Genomic DNA, 21195 nt, shown 5'->3' with positions numbered 1-21195 from the left:
AAGCGGCCCATTGTCCCGCGCCGGCGCCGACCCCACTTCTTCCGATTCCCCGTGTCGAGGTCATCTTCTGTGGAAACCGTGCTTGTCGAGGACGTGCTACATCGTTTCGTGCTGGAACGCGCCGGCGTGCGCGGCGTGCTCGTGCGGCTGGGCGCCGCCTGGCGCGAGGTCGCCGGGCGCGCGGACTACCCCGCGCCACTGCGCGAACTGCTCGGCCAAAGCCTGGCCGCCAGCGCGTTGCTGACCGGCAACATCAAGCTGGATGGTGCGTTGTCGATCGAGCTCAAGAGCGGCGGCGCGCTGCGCCTGCTTTTCACCGAGTGCAGCGATCAGGGACGGTTGCGCGGCCTGGCGCGGTGGAACGATCCGCTGCCCGAACCATTGGATCTGGCCGCGCTGCCGGGCGCCGTCATGGCGATCACCATCGGCCACGCCGAGCGCGGCCAGCGCTACCAGGGCCTGGTCGAGCTCAGCCAGCCGGACCTGGCCGGCGCGCTGGAAAACTACTTTCGCCTGTCAGAACAGCTGCCCGCACGCCTGCTGCTGGCGGCCGACGGCGCGCACGCGGTCGGGCTGATGCTGCAGAAGCTTCCGGACGAAGGCGGCCACGGCGCGGCCGAGGACGAGGACGCCTGGAACCGCGTACTGCACCTGACCGGCACGCTGGGCCGTGAGGAAATGCTGGCCACGGCGCCGGAGAAGTTGCTGTACCGGCTCTTCCACCAGGAAACGGTGCGGCTGTTCGAGCCGCGACCGCTGGCGTTCGGCTGCAGTTGTTCACGCGAGCGAGTGGAGTCGATGCTGCGCTCGCTGGGGCGCGATGAAGTGGAAGCGGCGCTGGCGGCGCGCGATGACGAGATCGAGGTGATCTGCGAGTTCTGCGCGCAGCGCTACACCTTCGACCGCATCGATGCCGAACACGTGCTCAGCGGCGGGGTCGGTGCCGATACGTCCACGACTTCGCAGTAAACCGGTAGGGTGCTTCAGCCCACCATCGTCACGGCCTGCGGTGGGCCGAACCCACCCCTACGCCGCCATCGTGTCCGTCACGCCACGGCTGGCGTGGGATCGGCAGGCAACCACACGCTGATCGGCTGCGGGCGGGCGAACAGGAAGCCTTGCCCGAAGCGGCAACCGACCCGCATCAGCGCCTGGCGCTGGTGCTCTTCTTCGATGCCCTCGGCGATCACGAGCATGTTCAGCGAATCGGCCAGCACCTGGATCGCGCGCACCACGGCCACGCCCTGGCTTTCGCCTTCGCGCGGCAGTTCGGTGATGAAGGAGCGGTCGATCTTCAGCGTCTCGAACGGATACTGGTGCAGGTAGCTCAGCGAGGAATAGCCGGTACCGAAGTCGTCCAGCGCCACCCGCACGCCGCGGCTGCGCATGTTCTCAAGGATGCGCTTGACCTGCGCCGGGTTATCCAGCAGCGCGCGTTCGGTCACCTCGATGCGCACCTGCCGCGGCGGCAGGCCGTGCTCGGCCAGCAGCGCGAGCAGGCGCGCGTCGAGGTCCGGGAGGCGGAAATGGCGGCCGGAGACGTTGATGCTGACGAAGCCGTCCTTGCCCAGCAGCGCCGGCGCCTGCGCGCAGACCTGCTCGAAGATCTGCCAGTCGATGCTTTCGGCACAACCGGCTTCCTCGGCGATGATCAGGAATTCGCCCGGTGCGAGCAGGCCACGGTCGGGGTGGTGCCAGCGCAGCAGCGCCTCGTAGCCCACCACGCGACCGTCTTCCAACGCCACGATGGGCTGGTAGAAGGGCACGAATTCGCTACGCGCCAGGCCGCGGCGCAGGTCGCTTTCGAGCTCGAGCAGCGACAGGGCCTCGCGACGCAGCCGGTCGTCGAACACGGCCGCTCGATGGCGGCCTTCGTCCTTGGCGCGGTACATCGCCGCGTCGGCATCGCGCAGCAGTTCCTCCGGCTTCTGGTAGTGCGGGCCGGGGAGGGCCACGCCGATCGAAGCGGAGGTGAAGATCTCCTTGGCGCCCAGCCGGAACGGCACCTGCAGCTCCCCGATGACGCGCTCGGCGACAGTCACGGCGGTGCCAGGATCGACGATGCCCTCCAGCAACACGGCGAACTCGTCGCCACCGAGTCGCGCGACCACGTCACGGGTCTTCAGGCAGGCGCGGATGCGCCCGCCGACCTGGAAAAGCAGGTCGTCGCCGACCAGGTGGCCGACAGAGTCGTTGATCACCTTGAAGCGGTCCAGGTCGATGAACAGCACCGCGAACCCGCCCTCGTCCGGTTCGCTGCGATAGCGCTCCAGTGCCTGCTCCATGCGTTGCAGCAGCAGCGTGCGATTGGGCAGGCCGGTCAGCGAGTCGTGCAGGGTTTCGTACTTGAGCCGGCGCTCCACGCGCTCGCGCTCGGCGATCTGTTCGCGCAGGTCGCGGTTGGCCAGCGCCAGCGCGCGGGTGCGTTCGGTGACGCGCCGCTCCAGCCCGGCGTAGGCCTGCTTGAGCGACTCGGCGGTATGCTTGCGCTGCAAGGCGTTGGCGATGTGGTAGCTGACGAAGGTGAGCAGTTCCTGGTCGCGCTCGTTGTAGGTGTGCTCGGGGGTGTAGCTCTGCACCGCCAGCACGCCCATCACCTTTTCGCCCCAGACCAGCGGCACGCCGAGCCAGCACAGCGAATGGGTGCCCTGGCGCTGGATCTCGCCCAATGCGGTCAGCCGTTCCAGCTGCTCCGAGTCGGCCAGAAGTGGCTTGCCGTGGCGCAGCACGTACTCGGTCGCGCCGCGACCGTGCAGGCGCGGGGCAGGGACGTTGTCGACCTCATCGACCGAGTAGGGGAAGGTCAGCTGCCCGTTGTCCTCGTCGACCAGCGCGATATAGAAGTTGCGTGCGTACAGCAGACCACCGATGACCCGATGCACCGCCGAGTAGAACGTGTCCAGGCCCTCGGAGGTACTGGCCAGCTCGGCGATGCGGAACAGCGCCGCCTGCAATCGCTCGCCGCGCTGGCGCTGCAGCACCTGCTGGCGAAGCACGCGATTGGCCTCGCGCAGCGCGGCCGTGCGGTCGGCCACGCGCCGTTCGAGCTCGGCCTGCGCCTGGCGCTTCTCCAGTGCGGTCTGCACGTGCTGGGCCACGTAGCAGAGCAGCTCACGGTCCTGCGTGGTGTATTGGGTATCGGCGCGGTAGCTCTGGATCACGATGCCGCCGACCACCTTGGCCTCGCGCAGCAGCGGCACGCCCAGCCAGTGTTCGCAGTCCGGCCCGATCAATACCAGGCGGTCCGGTACCGTGCGGTTGAGCTCCTCGATCGAGCCCATCATGGCCCGCCCTCCCTTGAGCAGGTTCCAGGTCAGGCTGTGCTCAAGGTCGGACAGCGGCACGCTGCGCTCGGGCGAGGGCGGGTCGCGATCGGCCGCGTCGGCGTAGTACGGGAAGCGCACGCTGTCGGTGGCTTCGTCGTAAAGCACGATGTAGAAGTTTTCCGCGTACATCAGGCTGCCCACGATGGCGTGCAGCGAGCGCATCATCTCGGCCATGTTGCGTTCGGTGCCGGCCTGTTCGGCGATCGCGAACAGCGCGCGCTGCAGCCGCTCGGCCAGCGCCAGGCGGGAAATCGCCTCGTACAGCCGCGCGGTCTCGGCCTGCTGGCGCATCCGCGTGCCGGCCAGGCGGCCGAACCAGGCCAGCCGCTCGCGCAGCGGTTCGGACAGCGGCACCTCGGGTTCCAGCACGAGTATGCGCAGTCCCTGGGGGTCTTCGGCCAGTTCCATCCGGCCCGCGGTGGCGGGAACCTCCTCGCCACCGAGCTGGCGCCATCCCAGCCGGGCGCGCACGTGCCAGTCCGACAACAATGTCTCGCAGACGGCCGCGACGCTGCCCGCATCCGGTGCCCCGAACAGCCGCTCGACCGCCCGATGCAACACTTCCCGGTCGGCCGGGAAGGTCGTGGGCTCGCGGGTGGGGGGAGCCGGGTTCATGGCGCTTCTCAGGTTCCGTGGCAGGGCCGTGGCGTGACTATATCGTGCGCAGCGGGCTTTGTAGGAGTCCGATTTGACTGATTTTTTAACCGCGGGGAACCCTGTTTTCACGTCGGGGTCCATGGGCATGGGATATGTGCCTGGGTTCACCGTTTGAGCGGCCGATCCCCTGCGATGGGGTGTTAGGTAAACGTAAAGGAGCTATACTGTCCCCAACGAATGGCATACGCCCGCCTGTCACCTTCCGACTGCATATCATCGACCCATGCGCCGCATCCTGCCCCTCCTGACTTTGCTGATGCCGCTCGCCGCGGCAGGCCAGTCGCTGGCTGGGAACACGCAGGCGCAGGAGCTGTTGCATCCGGTAACGGGGCGGGCGGTCGACCTCGGTTATGGCGTCGTGGTGCCGATGTGGCGTGACCGCGATGGCCACATGCTCATGCTGAAGGCTGCCGCGCAGCCGGCTGGTTCGAGCCAGCGTGCCGATGCCTCGTTGTCGTTCCCCGTGGTCGATGCCGGGAACGTGACTTCGACCGACCTGCAGTACGGACTGGATCCGCATCTGCAGATCCACGCCGGCGTGAGCGAACACAACGGAATGGCCCGCGGTCCGCGGGTGGTCGGCAGCGAAATTGGCGCCACCTACAATCTCGGTCGCTATAGCGTGGGCGTGAGCGTAGGCGCCGACAGCACGCCCGACCAGCGCCTGCCGCGCGTCCTGCCCGGCGCCACGCCGGGCGTCAATGGCCTGCCCGACTTCGACAGCAGCGCCCAGCTCAACGCACGTGGCCGCGTGGCGGTCGGCGGGCAGAGCGGCATCGACCTGGGCGCGAGCGTGGGCCGGATCCGCCTGCTGCCGGGCAACGAATTGGGTGTCAACTCGCTGGACCAGAAGGCGCTGAGCTTCGGCGTCGACCACGGTCCGCTGAGCGGCATGCTCGTCGGTCGCACCATGCAGCCGACGCTGCCGGGCGGTTACTACGGCGACAAGCGCTGGAGCAGCATCGACCTGGGCGTCACCCTGCGGCTGCCATGGCAGGGTGAGTTGAGCATCGGTGCGCAGAACCTGTGGTCGTCGGGGGCCTCGGTGCCTACTCCGGCCGGTCCCGAGCCCGACCAGTCGCGCACGCCGTACGTGCAGTATCACCAGGACCTGTAAGCCTTCACCGAACACGGAAAAAGGCCGTCGCATGCGACGGCCTTTTTGTTTCGACTCCCCCATACGCGCCGAGCATGGCAGACGACGCCACCGGATCGTCGAAGCTGCCAACATCTGGAAAGCCAGCCGCAGGTGGCGTTGGGTCGCTGCGGGAGAGGCGGGCGGAAAAGCCATAGGTCCTTCCGCCGCGGCGCCGCAAACCTCACTCCTTCTTGCGGATGCGCAGGTCACCGCTGAAGGTTTCCACATGGATGCGTCCCTTGCTGCCGGCGACCTCGGTGTTGAGTTCGCTGCCAGGGCCATGGTCGTGCTCGATGGCCTGGCCGAAGTCGCTGCGCAGGTCGCCACTGAAACTGCTGGCGTGGATCGATGCGGACAGGTTGGCGGGCACCTGGATCTGCACGTCGCCGCTCATGCTGTCGACTTCGATGCTGCCGTCGTCGGCGAGGCCGCCGTTGAGCTGCACGTCGCCGGAGACCGTACTCAGGTCGAATTTCTGCCACGGACCACCGCTCGCCTGGATGCGGCCGGAGACCGTCTGCAACTCGGCCTGGCTGCCCAGCGCAGGGGCGAGGATGTCGCCGCTGACCGTTTGCAGGTCGGCGCGCACGGCGTGGCCGGACTGCTGCACGGTGCCGCTCACGCTTTCGACCGAGAGGTCGGGTGTGCGGGCGTTGATCCGCACGCGGCCACTGACCGAGTTGACCGAAATGTCGCCGCCATCCATGCCGTCGATGCCCAGCGGTGCACTGACCACTTCCACGTCGAGCGAGGCACCCTTGGGAACGTGCAAGTCGAGCGTGGTATCGCCCATGGAATTGTCGCCGTTCCAGTTGAACCAGCCTTTGGAACCGTCGCCCTTGGGCTTGACCTTGATTTCCAGGTCACCGTTGTCGCCGTCGATGACCAGTGGAGCCGCGCCGTCTCCGAGCGTGCCCGTAACCTGCACCTCGTTGCGGTCCCAGGCAGTGATGGTCACCTGGCCCTTGACGTTGCTCACGTTGATGCGCGCGTCGGCGTTTGCCGGGTGGCGCAGGTTGATCGGCGTGTCGGCAAGCGCCTGGCCGATGCACAGGGTGAGCAACAGGGGAAGGTAACGAGCGGTTTTCATGGGTTGACTCCTTGAACGGTGTTCTCAGCCGGCCTGCTGATCAAGCTGGCGCAGCCGCGATTGCTGTTGGTGGGTGCGCGACAGGAGTCGCTGCAATGCCGGCGAATGGGGCGCCTGTTCCAGCGCCTGCCTGAGTTCCAGGCGCGCGGCGTCCAGTTCGATTGCCGCGCCGGCCAGACGCGGGTCGTCCGGCTTCCACGGCGCCTGGGCGGTGGCCGTGGCGGTTTGCGGGTGGTCGAGCAGCTGGCCCTGGCGCGTGCTTAGGGACACGGCGAGCAGGCTCAGGCCGGCGAAGCTGGCGGCAAGTAGCCAACCCGGGCGCGAGCTGCTGCGCGCCGGCGCGGTCGGTTCCAGCGCGGCGTCGATGCGCGCCCACAGATCGTGGGCCGGTGCGATCGGCGCGCGCAATTCGCGCAGCTGGCGACGCCATTCGAATTCGTTCATGACGGTTCTCCGGGTTCAAGCATCCGGCGCAGCAGGCCGCGGGCCCGATGCAACTGCGCCTTGGACGTACCGACGGCCATGTCCAGTTCGCTGGCGATCTCATCGTGGCGCCAGCCTTCCACGTCGTGCAGGACCAGCACCGCGCGGGCGCGGGGCGGCAGTTTGGCGATGGCGCGTTCCAGCTCCTCGCGCTCGGCGGCGCAGAAGGGCACCTCGCCCGGGTCGGGCAGGTCGTCCTCGCCGACGAAACCGACCGGCTGCGCGCCGCGCGAACGGATGTCCATCAGTGCCACGTTCACCGCCAGCCGGTACAGCCACGTGCCGAAGGCACTTTCGTAGCGGAAGTCGGCGAGCTTCTGCCAGGCGCGCACGAACGCGTCTTGGGTCAAGTCTTCGGCGCGCGCGTGGTCGTAGCCGGCCAGTCGGTAGACCGCGCCGTAGATGCGGTCGACGTGCTGGCGATACAGCCGCTGGAACGCCTGGCGATCGCCCCTGGCCGCGGCGCGCGCGTCGTCGGCGTCGGACCACGCGACAGGCGGTGGCGGCATCGGACTTCCAGTGGCGAGGCAGGCGGCATCCATCTTGCCAGCTTGGATGCACGCAAGTGGCGGAACGTTTAAGAAGGCGCACCCGCTCCGCTTCGGAGCGAGAGGCGGGCGAGGGCGATTGTCACGGTTTGGCGCCTGCCTGGCGGGCTGCGCTTTGGCTTGCATCGGTCCAGACGCTTTCGCGAGGGTGGTCCTTCACTCAAACCCTCACCCGGCGGGGAGAGGAGCTGATGCGCAGCTGGGCTGGATCGGGCGCGCCCTTCCAACCCCTCTCCCGACGGGAGAGGGGTTTGATGCCATCAGGCCGTGGCGGCGCGCGGCGCGGTTTCGGCGGTGGACAGGCCGCTGGCCACGCGCTGCTGCTCCTGGCGCAGGCGTTCGGGCATGCGCGGGCCGAAGCTGGCCAGGTACTCACCGATGGCGTCCAGCTCGGCCTGCCAGCCCGCGGTGTCGATGTCCAGCAGTTCGCTGGCGGCTCCGCGCGGCAGGTTCAGGCCCTCCAGCTTCAACTCGCCTTCGGCCGGTACGATGCCGATCGGCGTCTCCACGCCACGCGCCATGCCATCGACGCGCTGGATCATCCATTCCAGCACACGCAGGTTTTCGCCGAAGCCCGGCCAAAGGAACTTGCCGTCCTTGCCCTTGCGGAACCAGTTGACGTGGAAGACTTTCGGCAGCTTCATGCCCGGCTTGTCGAACGACAGCCAGTGCGCGAAGTAGTCGCCGTAGTGGTAACCGCAGAATGGTTTCATTGCCATCGAGTCGCGGCGCAATACGCCGACCGCGCCGGTGGCAGCGGCAGTGGTTTCCGAGCCCATCGCCGCGCCCATCAGCACGCCGTGCGCCCAGTCGCGCGCTTCCATCACCAGCGGGAGGAGCGAAGGACGGCGGCCGCCGAAGACGATCGCGTCGATCGGCACGCCCTGCGCGTCCTCGGCCTTCTCCGACCAGGTCGGGCACTGTTTCGCGCTCACGGTGAAGCGCGAGTTCGGGTGTGCGGCCGGACCATTGGCGGCGTCATAGGGACGGCCTTGCCAGTCGGTGACCGGCGTGCCGGGCAGGCCTTCCCACCACGGCTGGTTGTCGGCGGTGACCGCGACGTTCGTGAAGATGGTGTTGCGCGAGATGGATTTCAGCGCGTTGGAATTGGTCGCCGTGCTCGTGCCCGGCGCCACGCCGAAGAAACCGGCCTCCGGGTTGATCGCGTACATGCGGCCGTCCGCGCCCGGGCGCATCCAGCAGATGTCGTCGCCCACGGTCCACACCTTCCAGCCGTCCTTGCGGTAGCCCTCCGGCGGAATGAGCATGGCCAGGTTGGTCTTGCCGCAAGCCGACGGGAAGGCCGCGGCGACGTAGCGGGTTTCGCCCTTGGGATTTTCGAGGCCGACGATGAGCATGTGCTCGGCCAGCCAACCCTCGTCGCGGGCCTGGTTGGAGGCGATGCGCAAGGCATGGCACTTCTTGCCCAGCAGTGCGTTGCCGCCGTAGCCGGAGCCGTAGGACTTGATCGTGCGCTCCTCGGGGAAGTGCATGATGAAGCGGCGCTCGGGGTCGAGCTCGCCGGTCGAGTGCAGGCCCTTGACGAACGTACCCTCGCGCTCGATGCGCTCCTGCGCGGCCTTGCCCATGCGCGTCATGATGCGCATGTTGGCGACCACGTAGGGACTGTCGGTGATCTCCACGCCGCAGCGCGACAGCGGCGAGTCGATCGGGCCCATGCAGTACGGAATCACATACATGGTGCGGCCTTCCATGCAGCCGTCGAACAAGGCGTCGATCTTGGCGTGCGCCTCGGCCGGGTCCATCCAGTGGTTGTTCGGACCGGCGTCGTCCTGGTTCTTGTGGCAGACGAAGGTCAGGTGCTCCACGCGCGCCACGTCGGACGGGTTGGAGCGGTGGAGGTAGCAGCCCGGGTGGGTTTCCTGGTTGAGCTCGATCAGGGTGCCGTCGGCCAGCATTTCCTTGACCAACCGCTGGTACTCGGCCTCCGAGCCGTCGCACCAATGGATCTTCGACGGCCGCGTGCGCGCGCCCACCTCGTTCACCCAGCGCTCGAGCGCTTCCAGCTTGCTGGCCATGATGTCCTCTTCTAAGGTCTTAGGAAAAAAGGTTTCCGAAACGCTAGTTTGCGTGCACTGGTATTGCAAGGTTGAGTGCAGCAAAAGGCGCGCGCAGACGCGCGCAACCGCCCCCGAGAGGTTTATCAGGCCGGAATCAATGTCGCGATCATGTGTTCCACGTAGGCGTCGAAGTCCTCGTGGCTGATGCGGGGCAGGCCGAGCGTGAAATTGAGTTGCAGGAAGCCGACGTAGGCGGCGTAAGTCAGCCGCGCCCGGTTGAGCGCCTGGACCGGCGGCAAGCCGGCCTCGCGGAAGGCGGTGGCAAGGAATTCGGTGCGCCGCTGCGACACGCGCGCCATCACCGGCACCACCAGCGGGTGATCCAGCGCCTTGAGCAGCGCCGCGTAGACACGGTGTGGGCGCAGTTCGTGGGCGACGCGACGGAACAGCTCGGGCAGGCGCTCTCGCGGATCGGCGATGGACTCGATCTGCGCGATGACCTCGCGCTCGCCGTACTGCTCCCAGCGTTCCAGCGCGGCCTGCAGCAGCGCTTCGCGGGTGCGGAAATGCCAGTAGAAACTGCCCTTGGTCACGCCCAGCCGGCGGGCCAGGGCCTCCACCGCCAGCGCCCCGACGCCCTGCTCGGCGATCAGATCCAGGGCGGCGTCCTCCCAGTTTTCGGCGGACAGGCGGGTACGTTCGGGCTTGCTGCTGGCGTTCATCTGCGCATGGTAGCGCTTGTGGGCAGGGCCGCGACAGGCGGGCGCGACAGTCGCTCCGGCCTTGTCGAAGCCCGCTAGCGGGCGATGGTCCTGCCCTCGATGCCCGGGGAGCGGCACCACGTGGACTTCTGCAAGGAGCGCGGCAGTTGACCTCGCGTGCGGGCCAAACCATACTCACGCGTATGGTTTCGAATGATCGCTTTTACGCCCCTGATGGCCTGCATCTGGCGGTTGAAACACGCAACGGTGCCGGTGTGCGGTCGCTGCTGTTCGCCCACGGTTTCGGTCAGACCCGCGGCGCCTGGAATGGTGCGGCCGACGCGCTGGCGGCGCGGGGATGCCGCTGCGTGAGCTTCGACAGCCGCGGCCATGGCGAGAGCGGCCGCGTCGCTGGCGGCGACTACCATATGGACCAGTTCGCCAGCGACCTTCATGCGCTGGCGCTGGCGCAGCCCGAGGCGCCGGTACTGGTCGGCGCCTCGATGGGCGGCTTGCTGGGGCTGGTGCTGGCGGGCGAGGCCCGCCCGGCGCCGTTCCGCGCGTTGGTGCTGGTCGACATCACGCCGCGTTGGGAAACCGCCGGAGTCGAACGCATCCTGGCCTTCATGCAGGCCCACCCGGACGGCTTCGCCGGCTACGCCGAAGCGGCGGAACAGATCGCCGCCTACTTGCCGCAACGACGCGAGCGCAAGAGCGAAGAGCAGCTCAAACCGCTGTTGCGCGAAGGCAACGACGGTCGCCTGCGCTGGCATTGGGACCCGGCCATGCTGGCGGGTGTCGTGCGGGAAAGCGAGCGCTACCAGCCACGCCTGCTGGCCGCGGCGGCCCGTGTGGACGTGCCGGTCCTGCTGCTCTCCGGGCAACGCAGCGACGTCGTCTCGCGCGAGACCGTGGCCGAGTTCCTGAACCTGGTGCCGCACGCGCGCCATGTGGAAGTGCCCGGCGCCACGCACATGCTGGCCGGCGACGCCAATGACGCGTTTACGCGCGAAATCGCCGCTTTCATCGAAGATGTTTACACGGACGGCGCTGCCCGCCCGACCATTCCGCAAGAGGTGCATTGACATGTCCGTGTTCCTGACCCTGCTGGCCGCGATCGTGGCGACCGGTGCCTGTGCCTACCACCGCACCAGCCTGCGCACCTGGGCGATCGCCACGGTGGCCGCCACGCTGGTGGTGGGCGTGCTGACCGGCGCTTGGGCGACGATGATCGTCCTGCTCGTGATCGAGCTGTTGATCGCCGTGCCGCTGCTGATGCCGGCCTTCCGCCGGCGCCAGGTCAGCGCGCCACTGCTTAAGATGTTCGCCCGCGCCACGCCCACGCTCTCGGCCACCGAGCAGACCGCGCTCGAGGCCGGCACGGTCGGTTTCGAGGGCGAACTGTTCTCTGGCATGCCGGACTGGAAGCAACTGCTTGCGCAGCCCAAGCCCGAGCTCAGCACCGAGGAGCAGGCTTTCCTCGACGGCCCGGTCGAACAGCTGTGCGCGATGATCGACGACTGGCAGATCACCCACGAACTGGCGGACCTGCCGCCGGAGGTCTGGGCGTTCATCAAGAAGAACAAGTTCTTCGGCATGATCATCCCCAAGCAGTACGGCGGCCTGCAGTTCTCCGCGCTGGCGCATTCGGCGGTACTGCAGAAGCTGTCGACGGCGTCGGCCACGGTGTCGTCCACGGTGGCCGTGCCCAATTCGCTGGGGCCGGCCGAACTGCTGCTGCACTACGGCACCGATGAGCAGAAGAACCACTACCTGCCGCGCCTGGCCGTCGGCGAGGAGATCCCCTGTTTCGCGTTGACCGGCCCCTACGCGGGCTCCGACGCCACCTCGATTCCCGACTACGGCATCGTCTGCAAGCAGGTGGTCGACGGTGTCGAGACGCTGGGCGTGAAGCTCAACTTCGACAAGCGCTACATCACGCTGGCGCCGATCGCCACGGTGATCGGCCTGGCTTTTCGCATGTATGACCCCGAGCACCTGCTGGGGCCGACCGAGGACCTGGGCATCACGCTGGCGCTGCTGCCGCACACGACCCCGGGCCTGGAAGTCGGCCGTCGCCACTTCCCGCTCAACATCCCGTTCCAGAACGGCCCGGTGCGTGGCAAGGACGTGTTCGCGCCGCTGTCGACGATCATCGGCGGACCTCAGATGGCTGGCCACGGCTGGCGCATGCTGGTCGAGGTGCTGTCGGTCGGCCGCGCCATCTCGCTGCCATCGAACGCCACCGGCGCGATGCGCGCCTCCGCCGCGGCGACCGGCGCCTATGCGCGCATGCGCAAGCAGTTCGGTCTGGCGATCGCGCGTTTCGAGGGCGTGGAGGAAGCGCTGGCGCGCATCGGCGGCCTGACCTACGCCACCGCGGCGCTCTCGCGCGCCACCGCGGCGGCGGTCGACCGCGGCGAGAAGCCCGCGGTGACCTCGGCCATCGCCAAGTATCACGCCACCGAATGGGCACGCCAGGTCGCCAGCGACACGATGGACGTGCACGGCGGCAAGGCAGTGCAGCTGGGCCCGAAGAACTACGCCGCGCGCGGCTGGGAGAGCGTGCCGATCGCGATCACCGTGGAAGGCGCGAACATCATGACGCGCAGCCTGATGATCTTCGGCCAGGGCGCGATCCGCTGCCATCCGTATGTGCTCAAGGAAATGCAGGCGCTCTCCATCGCCGACTACGGCGAGAAGCTGCGCACCTTCGACCGGCTGTTGTTCGGCCACATCGGCTTCGGCATTTCCAACGCAGTGCGCAGCTTCGTGCTCGGCATCACCGGCGCGTCGATCGGCCACAGCGCGGGCGACGCCTATACGCGCCGCTACTACCGCAAGCTCGATCGCTACTCGGCCGCGCTGGCCCTGTGCGCCGACGTGTTCATGGGCGTGCTGGGCGGCAAGCTGAAGTTCAAGGAAAAGCTCTCGGCGCGCCTGGGCGATGTGCTCTCGTTCCTGTATATCGCCAGCAGCATGCTCAAGCGCTACGAGGACACTGGCCGTCCGGAAGCGGACCGTCCGCTGCTCGCCTGGGCCTTCCACGAGTGCATGTGGCGCACGCAGATGGCGCTGGACGGGGCGATCCGCAACTTCCCGGTCAAGCCGGTCGGCTTCCTGCTGCGCGTGCTGGTGTTCCCGTTCGGCCGTCGTGAAGTGCCGCCGTCGGATCGCCTGGGCCGGCGCGTGGCCGCCATCCTGACCGCGCCGGGCGAGGCGCGCGACCGCTTGATCGATTGGGTCTACCTCACTCCGACGCCGAACAACACCATCGGCCGCATGAATGCACTGCTGCCCGACGTGATCGCCGCCGAGCCGGTCGAGCGCAAGTTCGGCAAGGCGCTGAAGGCCGGCCAGTTGCAGGCGCACGACTACGAAGGCCAGCTGGCCGAGGCGGTGCGCGAAGGCGTGATCACCGAGGCCGAGGCCGCGCTTCTCAGGCGTGTGCACGAAGGCGTATTCGAGTTCATCTCGGTGGACGATTTCGATCCGTCCGAACTGGGTGCGAAGGTGACCCGTTCCGACCACAAGCCGCGTTCGGTAGCGGTGGCCTGACGCTCCAGGGTGGGCTCAGCACCCATCCCGGCCCTCCCTTGAATCGACAGGTCACAATAAGCAGCGGCGAAGCCCTCCCTATCGGGGAGGGCTAAGCGGCTCTGGGTTTTCCATCACGTCGCACAATCGTCCCCGCAGCACCCCAACCGCGTGGCGTCGGCCTCGCCCGGCGGGGACGCTATCTCTGGCTGTCTCTCATGCGCCGAACCGGACGCGGCACCGCCGTGCGTCCGCAGCTCATTGCCTTGCTGTCTCGCAGCATTACATCGCCGGAAAATTGGGCTATGTTTCGGCGGCACCATATTTAGATCGATCTAAACCGTCCAGGTCGGGAGCAGGTGGCAAGGCGGGTCCAGATCGAGCGCAGGGGATGCAGTTTGCTCTGAATTTGTAACGATCCAAATTCTCTCGGGAGGGGAACCATGAAAAGCCCATTCGTGCCGGTCACGCTGTTGGCCGCTGCGGTTCTGACGGCGCTTTATTGCGGCAACGTGCACGCGCAGACGCAAGACCAGCAAAGCCAGCCCCAGCAAAGCCAGGCCGACACCGGCAAAGGCGCCAAAGCGCCGCCGGACCAGGCCGTATCACTATCGAAGGTCCAGGTCACCGGCTACCGCTACTCGATCGAGAAAAGCCTGGACCAGAAGCGCGAAGCCAACGCGATCGTCGAGGTGGTCACCGCCGAGGACGTCAGCAAGTTCCCCGACAAGAACGTGGCCGATGCCCTGCAGCGCGTGCCCGGCGTGATCATTTCGCGCGATGGCGGCGAGGGCAAGAACGTCAGCGTACGCGGACTGTCCTCGGAGTTGACGCTTACCGAATTGAACGGTAACTACGTCGCCACCGCCGAATCCAACGGTGACCCGACGCGCTCGTTCAATTACACGCTGTTGCCGTCGAACATGCTTTCCAGCGCCGAGCTGTTCAAGACGCCCGAAGCGCGCATCGACGAGGGCGGCATCGGCGGTACCGTGATCCTGCATACGCGTCGCCCGCTGGAGATGGAGGCGAACAGCGGCTTCGTTTCCGCCGAAGGCACGTGGGCCGACACGACCAAGAAGACGGACGGGCAGTTCTCCGGTCAGTACTCCTGGCACGACAAGGACGAGCGTTTCGGCTTCCTGGTCGGCTACACCAGCCAGAAGCGCACCACGCGCACCATGGGCGCCAGCACCGAGAACTGGCAGTGGTACGGCGACGACTACGACGCGCACCCGGCCACCGACGTCAACGGCAAGCCGTCGGGCATGACGTCCTACTGGTGGGGCCAGTCGGGCTTCAACGACCAGAACCATCCCTACACCGGCACCTTCCAGGACGGCTGGCCCACGGAGTGCGGTTACTACTGCAACTTCATGATGCCGACCTCCGTGAACCTCAACGTCACCAACGAGAACCGCGAGCGCAAGGGCGGGCAGGTGACCCTGCAGTTCCGGCCGGTCGACAACCTCACGCTTACGGCCAACTACTTCCGCTTCGACCTGTCGCAGGATTCCCAGACCAATACGCTGAAGATTCCGGAATGGAACCTCGCCCGCTATGCCGGTGACGGCAACTGGCCGGGCGGCCGCATGCTCGACGGACTGACCTTCGACCCCAGCGGCACCATCGTCACCGGCGCCGACTACTCGGTGCACCCGGGCAAGACCTACTACTGCAGCGGCGACGAGGCAGCCGCGGGCGGATTGACCAACACCGGCGGCTTCGGTCCGGACGATTGCAGCATCCCGACTCCGCAGATCACCGGCAGCTACAACCACGAGAGCGCGCTGTCGCAGACCGCGGACTTCGGCGCCGAATGGGTCGGCGAGTCCTTCGACGCCAGCGTCAAGGCCGGCCGCACCTGGGCCACCGGAGGCCCGCAGCTGCAGATCTCGGTACCGATCAAGCCGCGCCGCCAGAACGCGACCGGCGACTATGACCTCGGCAACACCATGAGCTCCTGGAGCCTGGCCGGCACGCCGACGATGACGTTCTCGCCGCAGCTGATGGCGAACCTCCTGAACGGCATCGGCGAAGTCGATCTGGGCTCGACCGGATCCTCCTGGACCCGCAACGAAACCAAGCAGAAATACGCCCAGGCCGACTTCACCTGGCACGCCTACGGCGACTGGATGGACTCGCTGCAGTTCGGCGTTAAGTACCGCAACGGTGGCACCCACCGCAGCACGGGCAACAACTACTGGGTCTGCCAGGGCACAGACCCGGCTGACTACGACAACCGCTTCCAGAACGGCTGCGATCCCACCGCCTCCGTGTTCCAGCCGCAGTTCCTGTATGGCCAGTCGCTCGGCAACCTCGCTGGCGGCATCAACGCCAGTTCGTTCCCGGCGATCAACTACCCCGCCTACGTTGCCTACCTCAACCAGAACTACGGGGAGATGCAGACCCGCAACGAGGACAACTTCATCTACAACGTCGGCGAGAAGATCTACTCGGGGTACGTGCAGCTCAACTTCAAGACCGAACGCCTGCGCGGCAACGTCGGCGTGCGCCTGGCGCGCACCCGTCAGCATGCCGACTCGACCGACCAGGTCGATTACTACAACGACTATTTCTTCGACGGCCCCGATGGCAATCCGGCGCCCTGCCAGACCGGCAACCTGCCGGCAGCCGGCGCGCCCGACGGTTCCGGCTGCGTCAGCGGCTTCACCACGCTGCCGGACAGCCAGACCAACCCGGCCACCGGACATGTGTCCTCGTTCGTGGTCAGTGCCCTCGACCGCACCTACACCGACGTGCTGCCCAGCTTCAACGTCGCCTACGACCTGACCGACGACCTGGTGTTGCGTGGCGCCGCCTCGAAGGTGATCTCGCGCCCCAGCTACAACGACATCGCCTCCCCGGGCGGCCTGCAGTACTACAGCCAGGAATACGTCAACGACCGCCGCCTGATCGGCGGCGGCGACGAGGTCGGCTGGTACGGCGCGGGCAGCAACAAGCAGCTGGAGCCGTACAAGGCGACCCAGTACGACCTGGGCGCGGAGTGGTACTTCCATCCCGGCTCGGTGCTCGGCGTGGACGTGTTCCGCAAGGACGTCAGCAATTTCTCGGTGCCGGTGGTGCAGGACGTGTCCCTGGACGTCGGCGGCGAAAGCGTGACGGTGCAGAACTACTCGACCACCGCCGGCGGCCGCGATGGCGTGTCCGAGGGCGTCGAGTTGTACGCGCAGCACACGCTGGACTTCGGCCTAGGCTTCCAGGTGAATTACACCTACAACAAGACCAACGAGGCGGCGATCACATTGGAGGACGGCACCGAGATCGGCAAGTCGCCGCTGGTCGGCAGCGCCAAGAACCAGGCGAACTTCACCGTGTTCTACGAAACCGAGCGGTTCCTGGCGCGCGCCTCGTACAACCGCCGCGGCGAAGTAGTGGACGGCCTGGTCAACGGCCTGAACGTCTACGAAGAGCCCTACCAGCAGATCGACCTGAACGCCGCGTACAACATCACCAAGGCGTTCAGCGTCACCGCGTCGGTGCTCAACCTCACCAAGGAGGAGTCGCGCTCGCACTTGGGCAACGACACCAAGGCCCGCTTCTACTCCAATGGCTATGCCGGCCGCATCGTGTACATGGGCCTGACGTACAAGTTCTAGGGAGGCCTTTGGCCCGTGCCGCAAGGCACGGGCACCTTCCAACGGCAGTCGCCTGTACTCCCCCGGCACTGCCGTTTTTCTTATGTGCATCTCACTCCGGGCAGCAGCGATGGACGACAACCGCATCCGCACCATCGTCGTCGTGGGCGGCGGCAGCGCCGGCTGGACGGCCGCGGCGGCATTGGCCACCTACCTGGGCAAGGGCACCCGCATCCGCCTGGTCGAATCGGAGGAGATCGGCATCGTCGGCGTGGGCGAGTCCACCGTCCCGTTCATGAAAACCTTCAACGCCCAGGTGCTGGGCATCCGCGAGGCGGACTTCGTCGCGCGGACGCAAGGGACCTTCAAGCTCGGCATCCAGTTCAACGACTGGGGGCGCATCGGAGACAGCTATGTGCACGGCTTCGGCACGATCGGCCGTTCGCTGGGTCCGCTGCCGTTCCACCAGTACTGGTTGAAGCTGTTTCTCGCCGGCCGCGCCCCGGACATCGGCGCGTTCTCGCTGCCGACCGTCGCGGCGCCGCAGGACAGGTTCACGGCCGAGGTGGCCGACGCGCCGCCCGGTTCGCCGCTGGCGGATATCGCGTACGGCTACCAATTCGATGCGGGGCTGTATGCGCGCTACCTGCGCGAGCTGGCCGAACGCCGCGGCGTGCAGCGGATCGAAGGCCGCATCGTCGACGTCGTCCAGCGCGGCGAGGACGGTTTCATCGAAGCGGTGGTGCTTCAGGGCGGCGAGCGGATCGAGGGCGAACTGTTCGTCGATTGCTCGGGCTTCCGCGGCCTGCTGATCGAAAAGACCCTCAAGGCCGGCTACGAAGACTGGAGCCGATGGCTGCCGTGCGACCGCGCGATGGTCGTGGCCTGCGAGAGCGCCGGGCCGCTGACGCCGTACACGCGCGTGACGGCGCGCGCGGCGGGCTGGCAATGGCGGATTCCGCTGCAGCACCGCACCGGCAATGGCTACGTGTATGCCAGCCGGCACATCAGCGACGACGAAGCGGCCGCGACACTGCTCGGGACCCTCGACGGCAAGGTACTGGGCGAGCCGCGCCCGCTGCGTTTCACCCCCGGCAGGCGCCGACGGTTCTGGGACAAGAACGTCGTTGCGGTCGGCCTGGCCGGTGGCTTCATGGAGCCGCTCGAATCGACCGCCATCTACCTGGCGCAGTCGGGCATCCAGCGCCTGCTCGGCCTGTTCCCGACGCGCGGGTTCGACCCGATGCTGGCCGATCGCTTCAACCGCGAGTCCGCGTTCGAGCACGAGCGCGTACGCGATTTCCTGGTGCTGCACTACCACGCGACCGAACGCGACGACACGCCGTTCTGGGACCACTGCCGCACGATGGCCATCCCCGATCCGCTGCGCGAGACGATCGAGCTGTTCCGGGCCGACGGCCGCTATTTCCGCAACGGCGAGGACTTCTTCGCGTTGCCGAGCTGGGTGCAGGTGATGCTTGGACAGCGCATCCTGCCGCGCGGCTACCATCCCATCGTCGACGAGGTGCCCGAGGCGGACCTGGTCGCGTTCGTCGAGCGCGTGCGCCGGACCATCGCCGCGAGCGCCCAAGCCATGCCGTCGCACCAGGACTACATCGACGCGCACTGCCGGGCCGCCACGGCCTGACAGTCGACCTGGCGCCAACGGCGCGGACGATGCATCAGTCCGCCAGCACGCAGCGGTTCTTGCCGTCGCCCTTGGCGCGGTACAACGCCCGGTCGGCGGCCTGGATCAGCGCTTCGTCGCTGGCCACCTGCGCGCTCCACGGCGCCACTCCGATACTCGCGCTGACGCGGGCCTCGAAAGTCCCCTGCGGCGACACCAGCGGGTAGGGCTCGGCCAGGCTGGCGCCCAGTTCCTCGCAGCGGCGCAGCAGCACCGGAAGCTCCTCCATCTCGCCCACGATCAGCGCGAATTCGTCGCCGCCCAACCGCGCCACTGTGTCGCCCGCGCGCAGGTTGAGCTTCAGTCGCGCGGCGATCGCCTGCAGCAGCGCGTCGCCGGCGGGATGGCCGTGGCGGTCGTTCACGCCCTTGAAGCCATCGATATCCAGCAACACCAGCGCGAAGCCCGGGCCGCCCTCGACCGCATGGGCAAGCGCGGTGCCGAGGCGGTCATGGAACAGCACGCGGTTGGGCAGGCCGGTCAGCATGTCGTGGGTCGCCTGATGGCGCACCTGCGCCTCGACGCGCTCGCGCTCGGCGATCTCCTGCTGCAGCTGGTGGTTGCGCTCGGACAGTTCCTCCAGGGTCTGTTCCAGCTTCACGCGCGCGCCGTAGAGCTCCAGGAACACGCGCACCTTCGACTGCAGGATCACGTCGTTGATCGGCTTGGCGATGTAGTCCACCGCGCCGGAGCGGTAGCCCTTGAGCCGGTTGAGATCGTCCGCATAGGCGGCGGTGACGAAGATGATCGGCGTCTCGTGCATCTGGTCGGCCTCGGTGAGCAGCGAGGCCACCTCGAAGCCGTCCATGTCCGGCATGTTGACGTCCAGCAGGATCAGCGCGAACTCATGGTCCAGGCACAGCGCCAGCGCCTCGTTGCCGCTGCCGGCCTCGTATAGGTCCGCGCCGGCGTGGGCCAGCAGGCGGCGCATCGCCACCAGGTTGGCGAGGGTGTCGTCGACCACCAGGATTTTCGGTCGCGTCGTGTCGTTCATTCGCGGTGAGCCAGTTCGTTGAGCAGCGGCGCGATCCGCGCCAGGGGCAGGCAGTGATCGGCGCCGGCCTGGTCGAGCGCGGCTTGCGGCATCGCCGGCGCGAGCGCATCGGCCGGCTCCTGCACGATGGCCAGGCCGCCGGCCTGGCGGATGCGCACAAGGCCCTGCGCGCCGTCAGGACTGGCGCCGGTCAGCATCACGCCGGCCAGGCCGGCGCCGTAGGCGTCCGCGGCACTCTCGAACAGCACGTCGATCGAGGGGCGCGAGTAGTGCACCGGCTCGTCCACCGAATAGGCGAAACAACGGTCGCGCTCGATCAGCAGATGATAACCGGGCGGCGCCAGGTGGATGGTCCCCGCCTCGACCGGCCAGCGCTCGCGCGCCTCGCGCACCGGCAGCCGCGTGTACCGCGCCAGCAGCGGTACGAGCAGGCCGGTGCCCGGCTCGGCGCTGTGGCTGCAGACGATCACCGGCAGCGGGAGCGGCGGCGCGAGCGCGCGCAGCAACGGCTCGAGCGCGCCCAGGCCGCCGGCCGAACAGCCGATCACGATGGCCTCAAGCCGCGCCATCGGAAGCGGAAAACACGTTGCGGCGGTAGATGCGCAGGTCGGCATCGAGCGCCGTGAAATCGGCGGCGCTGGGGGCGAAGTCCAGGCTCTCGCGCAGCCCCAGGCAAAGGAAGCCGCCACGCACGAGGCTGTCGCGGAACAGCCCCAGCACCCGGTCCTGCAGCGGGGTGGCAAAGTAGATCAGCACGTTGCGGCATAGCACCAGTTGCGCCTCGCAGAACACCTTGTCGGTGACCAGGTTGTGGTTGGCGAAGCTGACGTTGCGGCGCAGGCGCTGGTCGAGCTTGATGAACTCGTAGCGCGCGCTGTAGTAGTCGGCCAGCGAATGGCGGCCGCCGGCCTCCTGGTAGTTGCGCGACCAGGCCTGCGCGACGCGGACCGGGTAGATGCCCTCCTGCGCGCGCCTGAGCGCGGCCGGGTTGAAGTCGGTGGCGTAGATCTGGCAGCGCTCGTAGAGCCCTTCCTCCTCCAGCAGGATGGCGAGCGAGTACACCTCCTGCCCGCTGGCGCAACCGGCCTGCCAGATGTTGATGCGCGGCCAGGAAGCGAGCAGCGGCAGCACCTGTTCGCGCAACGCGCGAAACACCGGCGGGTCGCGGAACATGTCCGAGACCGGCACGGACAGGCCCTCGATCACCTCGAACACGAATTCCGGCTCGTGCAGCAGCCGGCCGGTCAGCGCGCTGATCGTGCCGGTGCCGTGCGCGTGCACCAGCTGGCGCACGCGCCGCCGGAGCGAGGCCGGCGCGTAATGGCCGAAGTCGTAGCCGTGCCGCTGGCGCAGCGCGCGCACGAACAGCTCCAGTTCAATGTTTTCCAGCGCGGGATCGATCAGGTCCATCGAC

Annotated in this window: 15 protein-coding genes; 6 read left to right on the top strand and 9 right to left on the bottom strand. The window is 67.5% G+C overall.

The window, feature by feature from the left end; translation table 11 throughout:
• Positions 1–69 precede the first annotated feature (69 nt).
• The gene (locus ACFWZ4_RS05715) at positions 70–969 is read left to right on the top strand and encodes an Hsp33 family molecular chaperone HslO (protein ID WP_439703740.1); all 900 of its coding nucleotides are present in this window, start codon (positions 70–72) and stop codon (positions 967–969) included.
• 77 nt (positions 970–1046) lie between these two features.
• Here ACFWZ4_RS05715 and ACFWZ4_RS05710 read toward each other — a convergent pair whose 3' ends face one another.
• Positions 1047–3941, bottom strand: coding sequence for a bifunctional diguanylate cyclase/phosphodiesterase (locus tag ACFWZ4_RS05710; protein WP_439703739.1), 2895 nt, complete (start codon positions 3939–3941; stop codon positions 1047–1049).
• A gap of 265 nt (positions 3942–4206) precedes the next feature.
• Between ACFWZ4_RS05710 and ACFWZ4_RS05705 the strand changes: the two genes are divergently transcribed.
• Positions 4207–5100, top strand: coding sequence for a hypothetical protein (locus ACFWZ4_RS05705; protein ID WP_439703738.1), 894 nt, complete (start codon positions 4207–4209; stop codon positions 5098–5100).
• A gap of 202 nt (positions 5101–5302) precedes the next feature.
• Here ACFWZ4_RS05705 and ACFWZ4_RS05700 read toward each other — a convergent pair whose 3' ends face one another.
• The 5 genes from ACFWZ4_RS05700 to ACFWZ4_RS05680 all read right to left on the bottom strand — a co-directional run bounded on the left by ACFWZ4_RS05700 (position 5303) and on the right by ACFWZ4_RS05680 (position 9985).
• Complete coding sequence (locus ACFWZ4_RS05700; RefSeq protein ID WP_439703737.1) at positions 5303–6211, bottom strand: DUF4097 family beta strand repeat-containing protein; 909 nt, start codon at positions 6209–6211, stop codon at positions 5303–5305.
• Between the two features lie 24 nt (positions 6212–6235).
• Complete coding sequence (locus ACFWZ4_RS05695) at positions 6236–6655, bottom strand: hypothetical protein (protein WP_439703736.1); 420 nt, start codon at positions 6653–6655, stop codon at positions 6236–6238.
• Positions 6652–7203: an RNA polymerase sigma factor gene (locus ACFWZ4_RS05690; protein WP_439703735.1), complete on the bottom strand. Its 552-nt coding sequence runs from the start codon at positions 7201–7203 to the stop codon at positions 6652–6654. Before ACFWZ4_RS05690 ends, ACFWZ4_RS05695 begins: the two co-directional genes overlap by 4 nt.
• Positions 7204–7502: 299 nt before the next feature.
• Entirely contained in the window at positions 7503–9281 is a 1779-nt protein-coding gene (locus tag ACFWZ4_RS05685) for a phosphoenolpyruvate carboxykinase (GTP) (RefSeq protein WP_439703734.1), read from the bottom strand.
• Between the two features lie 125 nt (positions 9282–9406).
• Positions 9407–9985: a TetR/AcrR family transcriptional regulator gene (locus ACFWZ4_RS05680; RefSeq protein WP_231321410.1), complete on the bottom strand. Its 579-nt coding sequence runs from the start codon at positions 9983–9985 to the stop codon at positions 9407–9409.
• A gap of 182 nt (positions 9986–10167) precedes the next feature.
• Between ACFWZ4_RS05680 and ACFWZ4_RS05675 the strand changes: the two genes are divergently transcribed.
• From ACFWZ4_RS05675 to ACFWZ4_RS05660, 4 genes are all read left to right on the top strand, one after another.
• Positions 10168–11049: an alpha/beta fold hydrolase gene (locus tag ACFWZ4_RS05675; RefSeq protein WP_439703733.1), complete on the top strand. Its 882-nt coding sequence runs from the start codon at positions 10168–10170 to the stop codon at positions 11047–11049.
• Position 11050: 1 nt separating this feature from the next.
• Complete coding sequence (locus tag ACFWZ4_RS05670; protein WP_439703732.1) at positions 11051–13522, top strand: acyl-CoA dehydrogenase; 2472 nt, start codon at positions 11051–11053, stop codon at positions 13520–13522.
• Positions 13523–13944: 422 nt separating this feature from the next.
• Positions 13945–17121 (top strand): TonB-dependent receptor, encoded by a 3177-nt coding sequence (locus tag ACFWZ4_RS05665; RefSeq protein WP_439703731.1) that lies wholly within the window; start codon positions 13945–13947, stop codon positions 17119–17121.
• 109 nt (positions 17122–17230) lie between these two features.
• Entirely contained in the window at positions 17231–18748 is a 1518-nt protein-coding gene (locus tag ACFWZ4_RS05660; RefSeq protein ID WP_439703730.1) for a tryptophan halogenase family protein, read from the top strand.
• Positions 18749–18782: 34 nt separating this feature from the next.
• On the opposite strand, the gene ACFWZ4_RS05655 is transcribed toward ACFWZ4_RS05660, so the two are convergent.
• The 3 genes from ACFWZ4_RS05655 to ACFWZ4_RS05645 are packed head-to-tail and all read right to left on the bottom strand — an operon-like array spanning position 18783 to position 21191.
• Entirely contained in the window at positions 18783–19781 is a 999-nt protein-coding gene (locus ACFWZ4_RS05655) for a diguanylate cyclase domain-containing protein (RefSeq protein WP_439703729.1), read from the bottom strand.
• The gene (locus ACFWZ4_RS05650; RefSeq protein ID WP_439703728.1) at positions 19778–20329 is read right to left on the bottom strand and encodes a chemotaxis protein CheB; all 552 of its coding nucleotides are present in this window, start codon (positions 20327–20329) and stop codon (positions 19778–19780) included. The genes ACFWZ4_RS05655 and ACFWZ4_RS05650 overlap by 4 nt, the downstream gene beginning before the upstream one ends.
• 7 nt (positions 20330–20336) lie before the next feature.
• Positions 20337–21191: a CheR family methyltransferase gene (locus ACFWZ4_RS05645; RefSeq protein WP_439703727.1), complete on the bottom strand. Its 855-nt coding sequence runs from the start codon at positions 21189–21191 to the stop codon at positions 20337–20339.
• Positions 21192–21195: the final 4 nt, after the last annotated feature.

Source organism: Frateuria sp. GZRe12 (assembly GCF_051900535.1).
Lineage (GTDB): Bacteria > Pseudomonadota > Gammaproteobacteria > Xanthomonadales > Rhodanobacteraceae > Frateuria_A.
This window is presented reverse-complemented; position numbering and strand designations above follow the sequence as displayed.

Bases quoted from the DNA above. Each gene is read 5' to 3' on its own strand.
- ACFWZ4_RS05690 (WP_439703735.1), bottom strand. From the start codon at position 7,203: ATGCCGCCACCGCCTGTCGCGTGGTCCGACGCCGACGACGCGCGCGCC.
- ACFWZ4_RS05645 (WP_439703727.1), bottom strand. From the start codon at position 21,191: ATGGACCTGATCGATCCCGCGCTGGAAAACATTGAACTGGAGCTGTTC.
- ACFWZ4_RS05680 (WP_231321410.1), bottom strand. From the start codon at position 9,985: ATGAACGCCAGCAGCAAGCCCGAACGTACCCGCCTGTCCGCCGAAAAC.
- ACFWZ4_RS05695 (WP_439703736.1), bottom strand. From the start codon at position 6,655: ATGAACGAATTCGAATGGCGTCGCCAGCTGCGCGAATTGCGCGCGCCG.
- ACFWZ4_RS05705 (WP_439703738.1), top strand. From the start codon at position 4,207: ATGCGCCGCATCCTGCCCCTCCTGACTTTGCTGATGCCGCTCGCCGCG.
- ACFWZ4_RS05710 (WP_439703739.1), bottom strand. From the start codon at position 3,941: ATGAACCCGGCTCCCCCCACCCGCGAGCCCACGACCTTCCCGGCCGAC.
- ACFWZ4_RS05700 (WP_439703737.1), bottom strand. From the start codon at position 6,211: ATGAAAACCGCTCGTTACCTTCCCCTGTTGCTCACCCTGTGCATCGGC.
- ACFWZ4_RS05685 (WP_439703734.1), bottom strand. From the start codon at position 9,281: ATGGCCAGCAAGCTGGAAGCGCTCGAGCGCTGGGTGAACGAGGTGGGC.
- ACFWZ4_RS05675 (WP_439703733.1), top strand. From the start codon at position 10,168: ATGGTTTCGAATGATCGCTTTTACGCCCCTGATGGCCTGCATCTGGCG.
- ACFWZ4_RS05660 (WP_439703730.1), top strand. From the start codon at position 17,231: ATGGACGACAACCGCATCCGCACCATCGTCGTCGTGGGCGGCGGCAGC.
- ACFWZ4_RS05670 (WP_439703732.1), top strand. From the start codon at position 11,051: ATGTCCGTGTTCCTGACCCTGCTGGCCGCGATCGTGGCGACCGGTGCC.
- ACFWZ4_RS05665 (WP_439703731.1), top strand. From the start codon at position 13,945: ATGAAAAGCCCATTCGTGCCGGTCACGCTGTTGGCCGCTGCGGTTCTG.
- ACFWZ4_RS05655 (WP_439703729.1), bottom strand. From the start codon at position 19,781: ATGAACGACACGACGCGACCGAAAATCCTGGTGGTCGACGACACCCTC.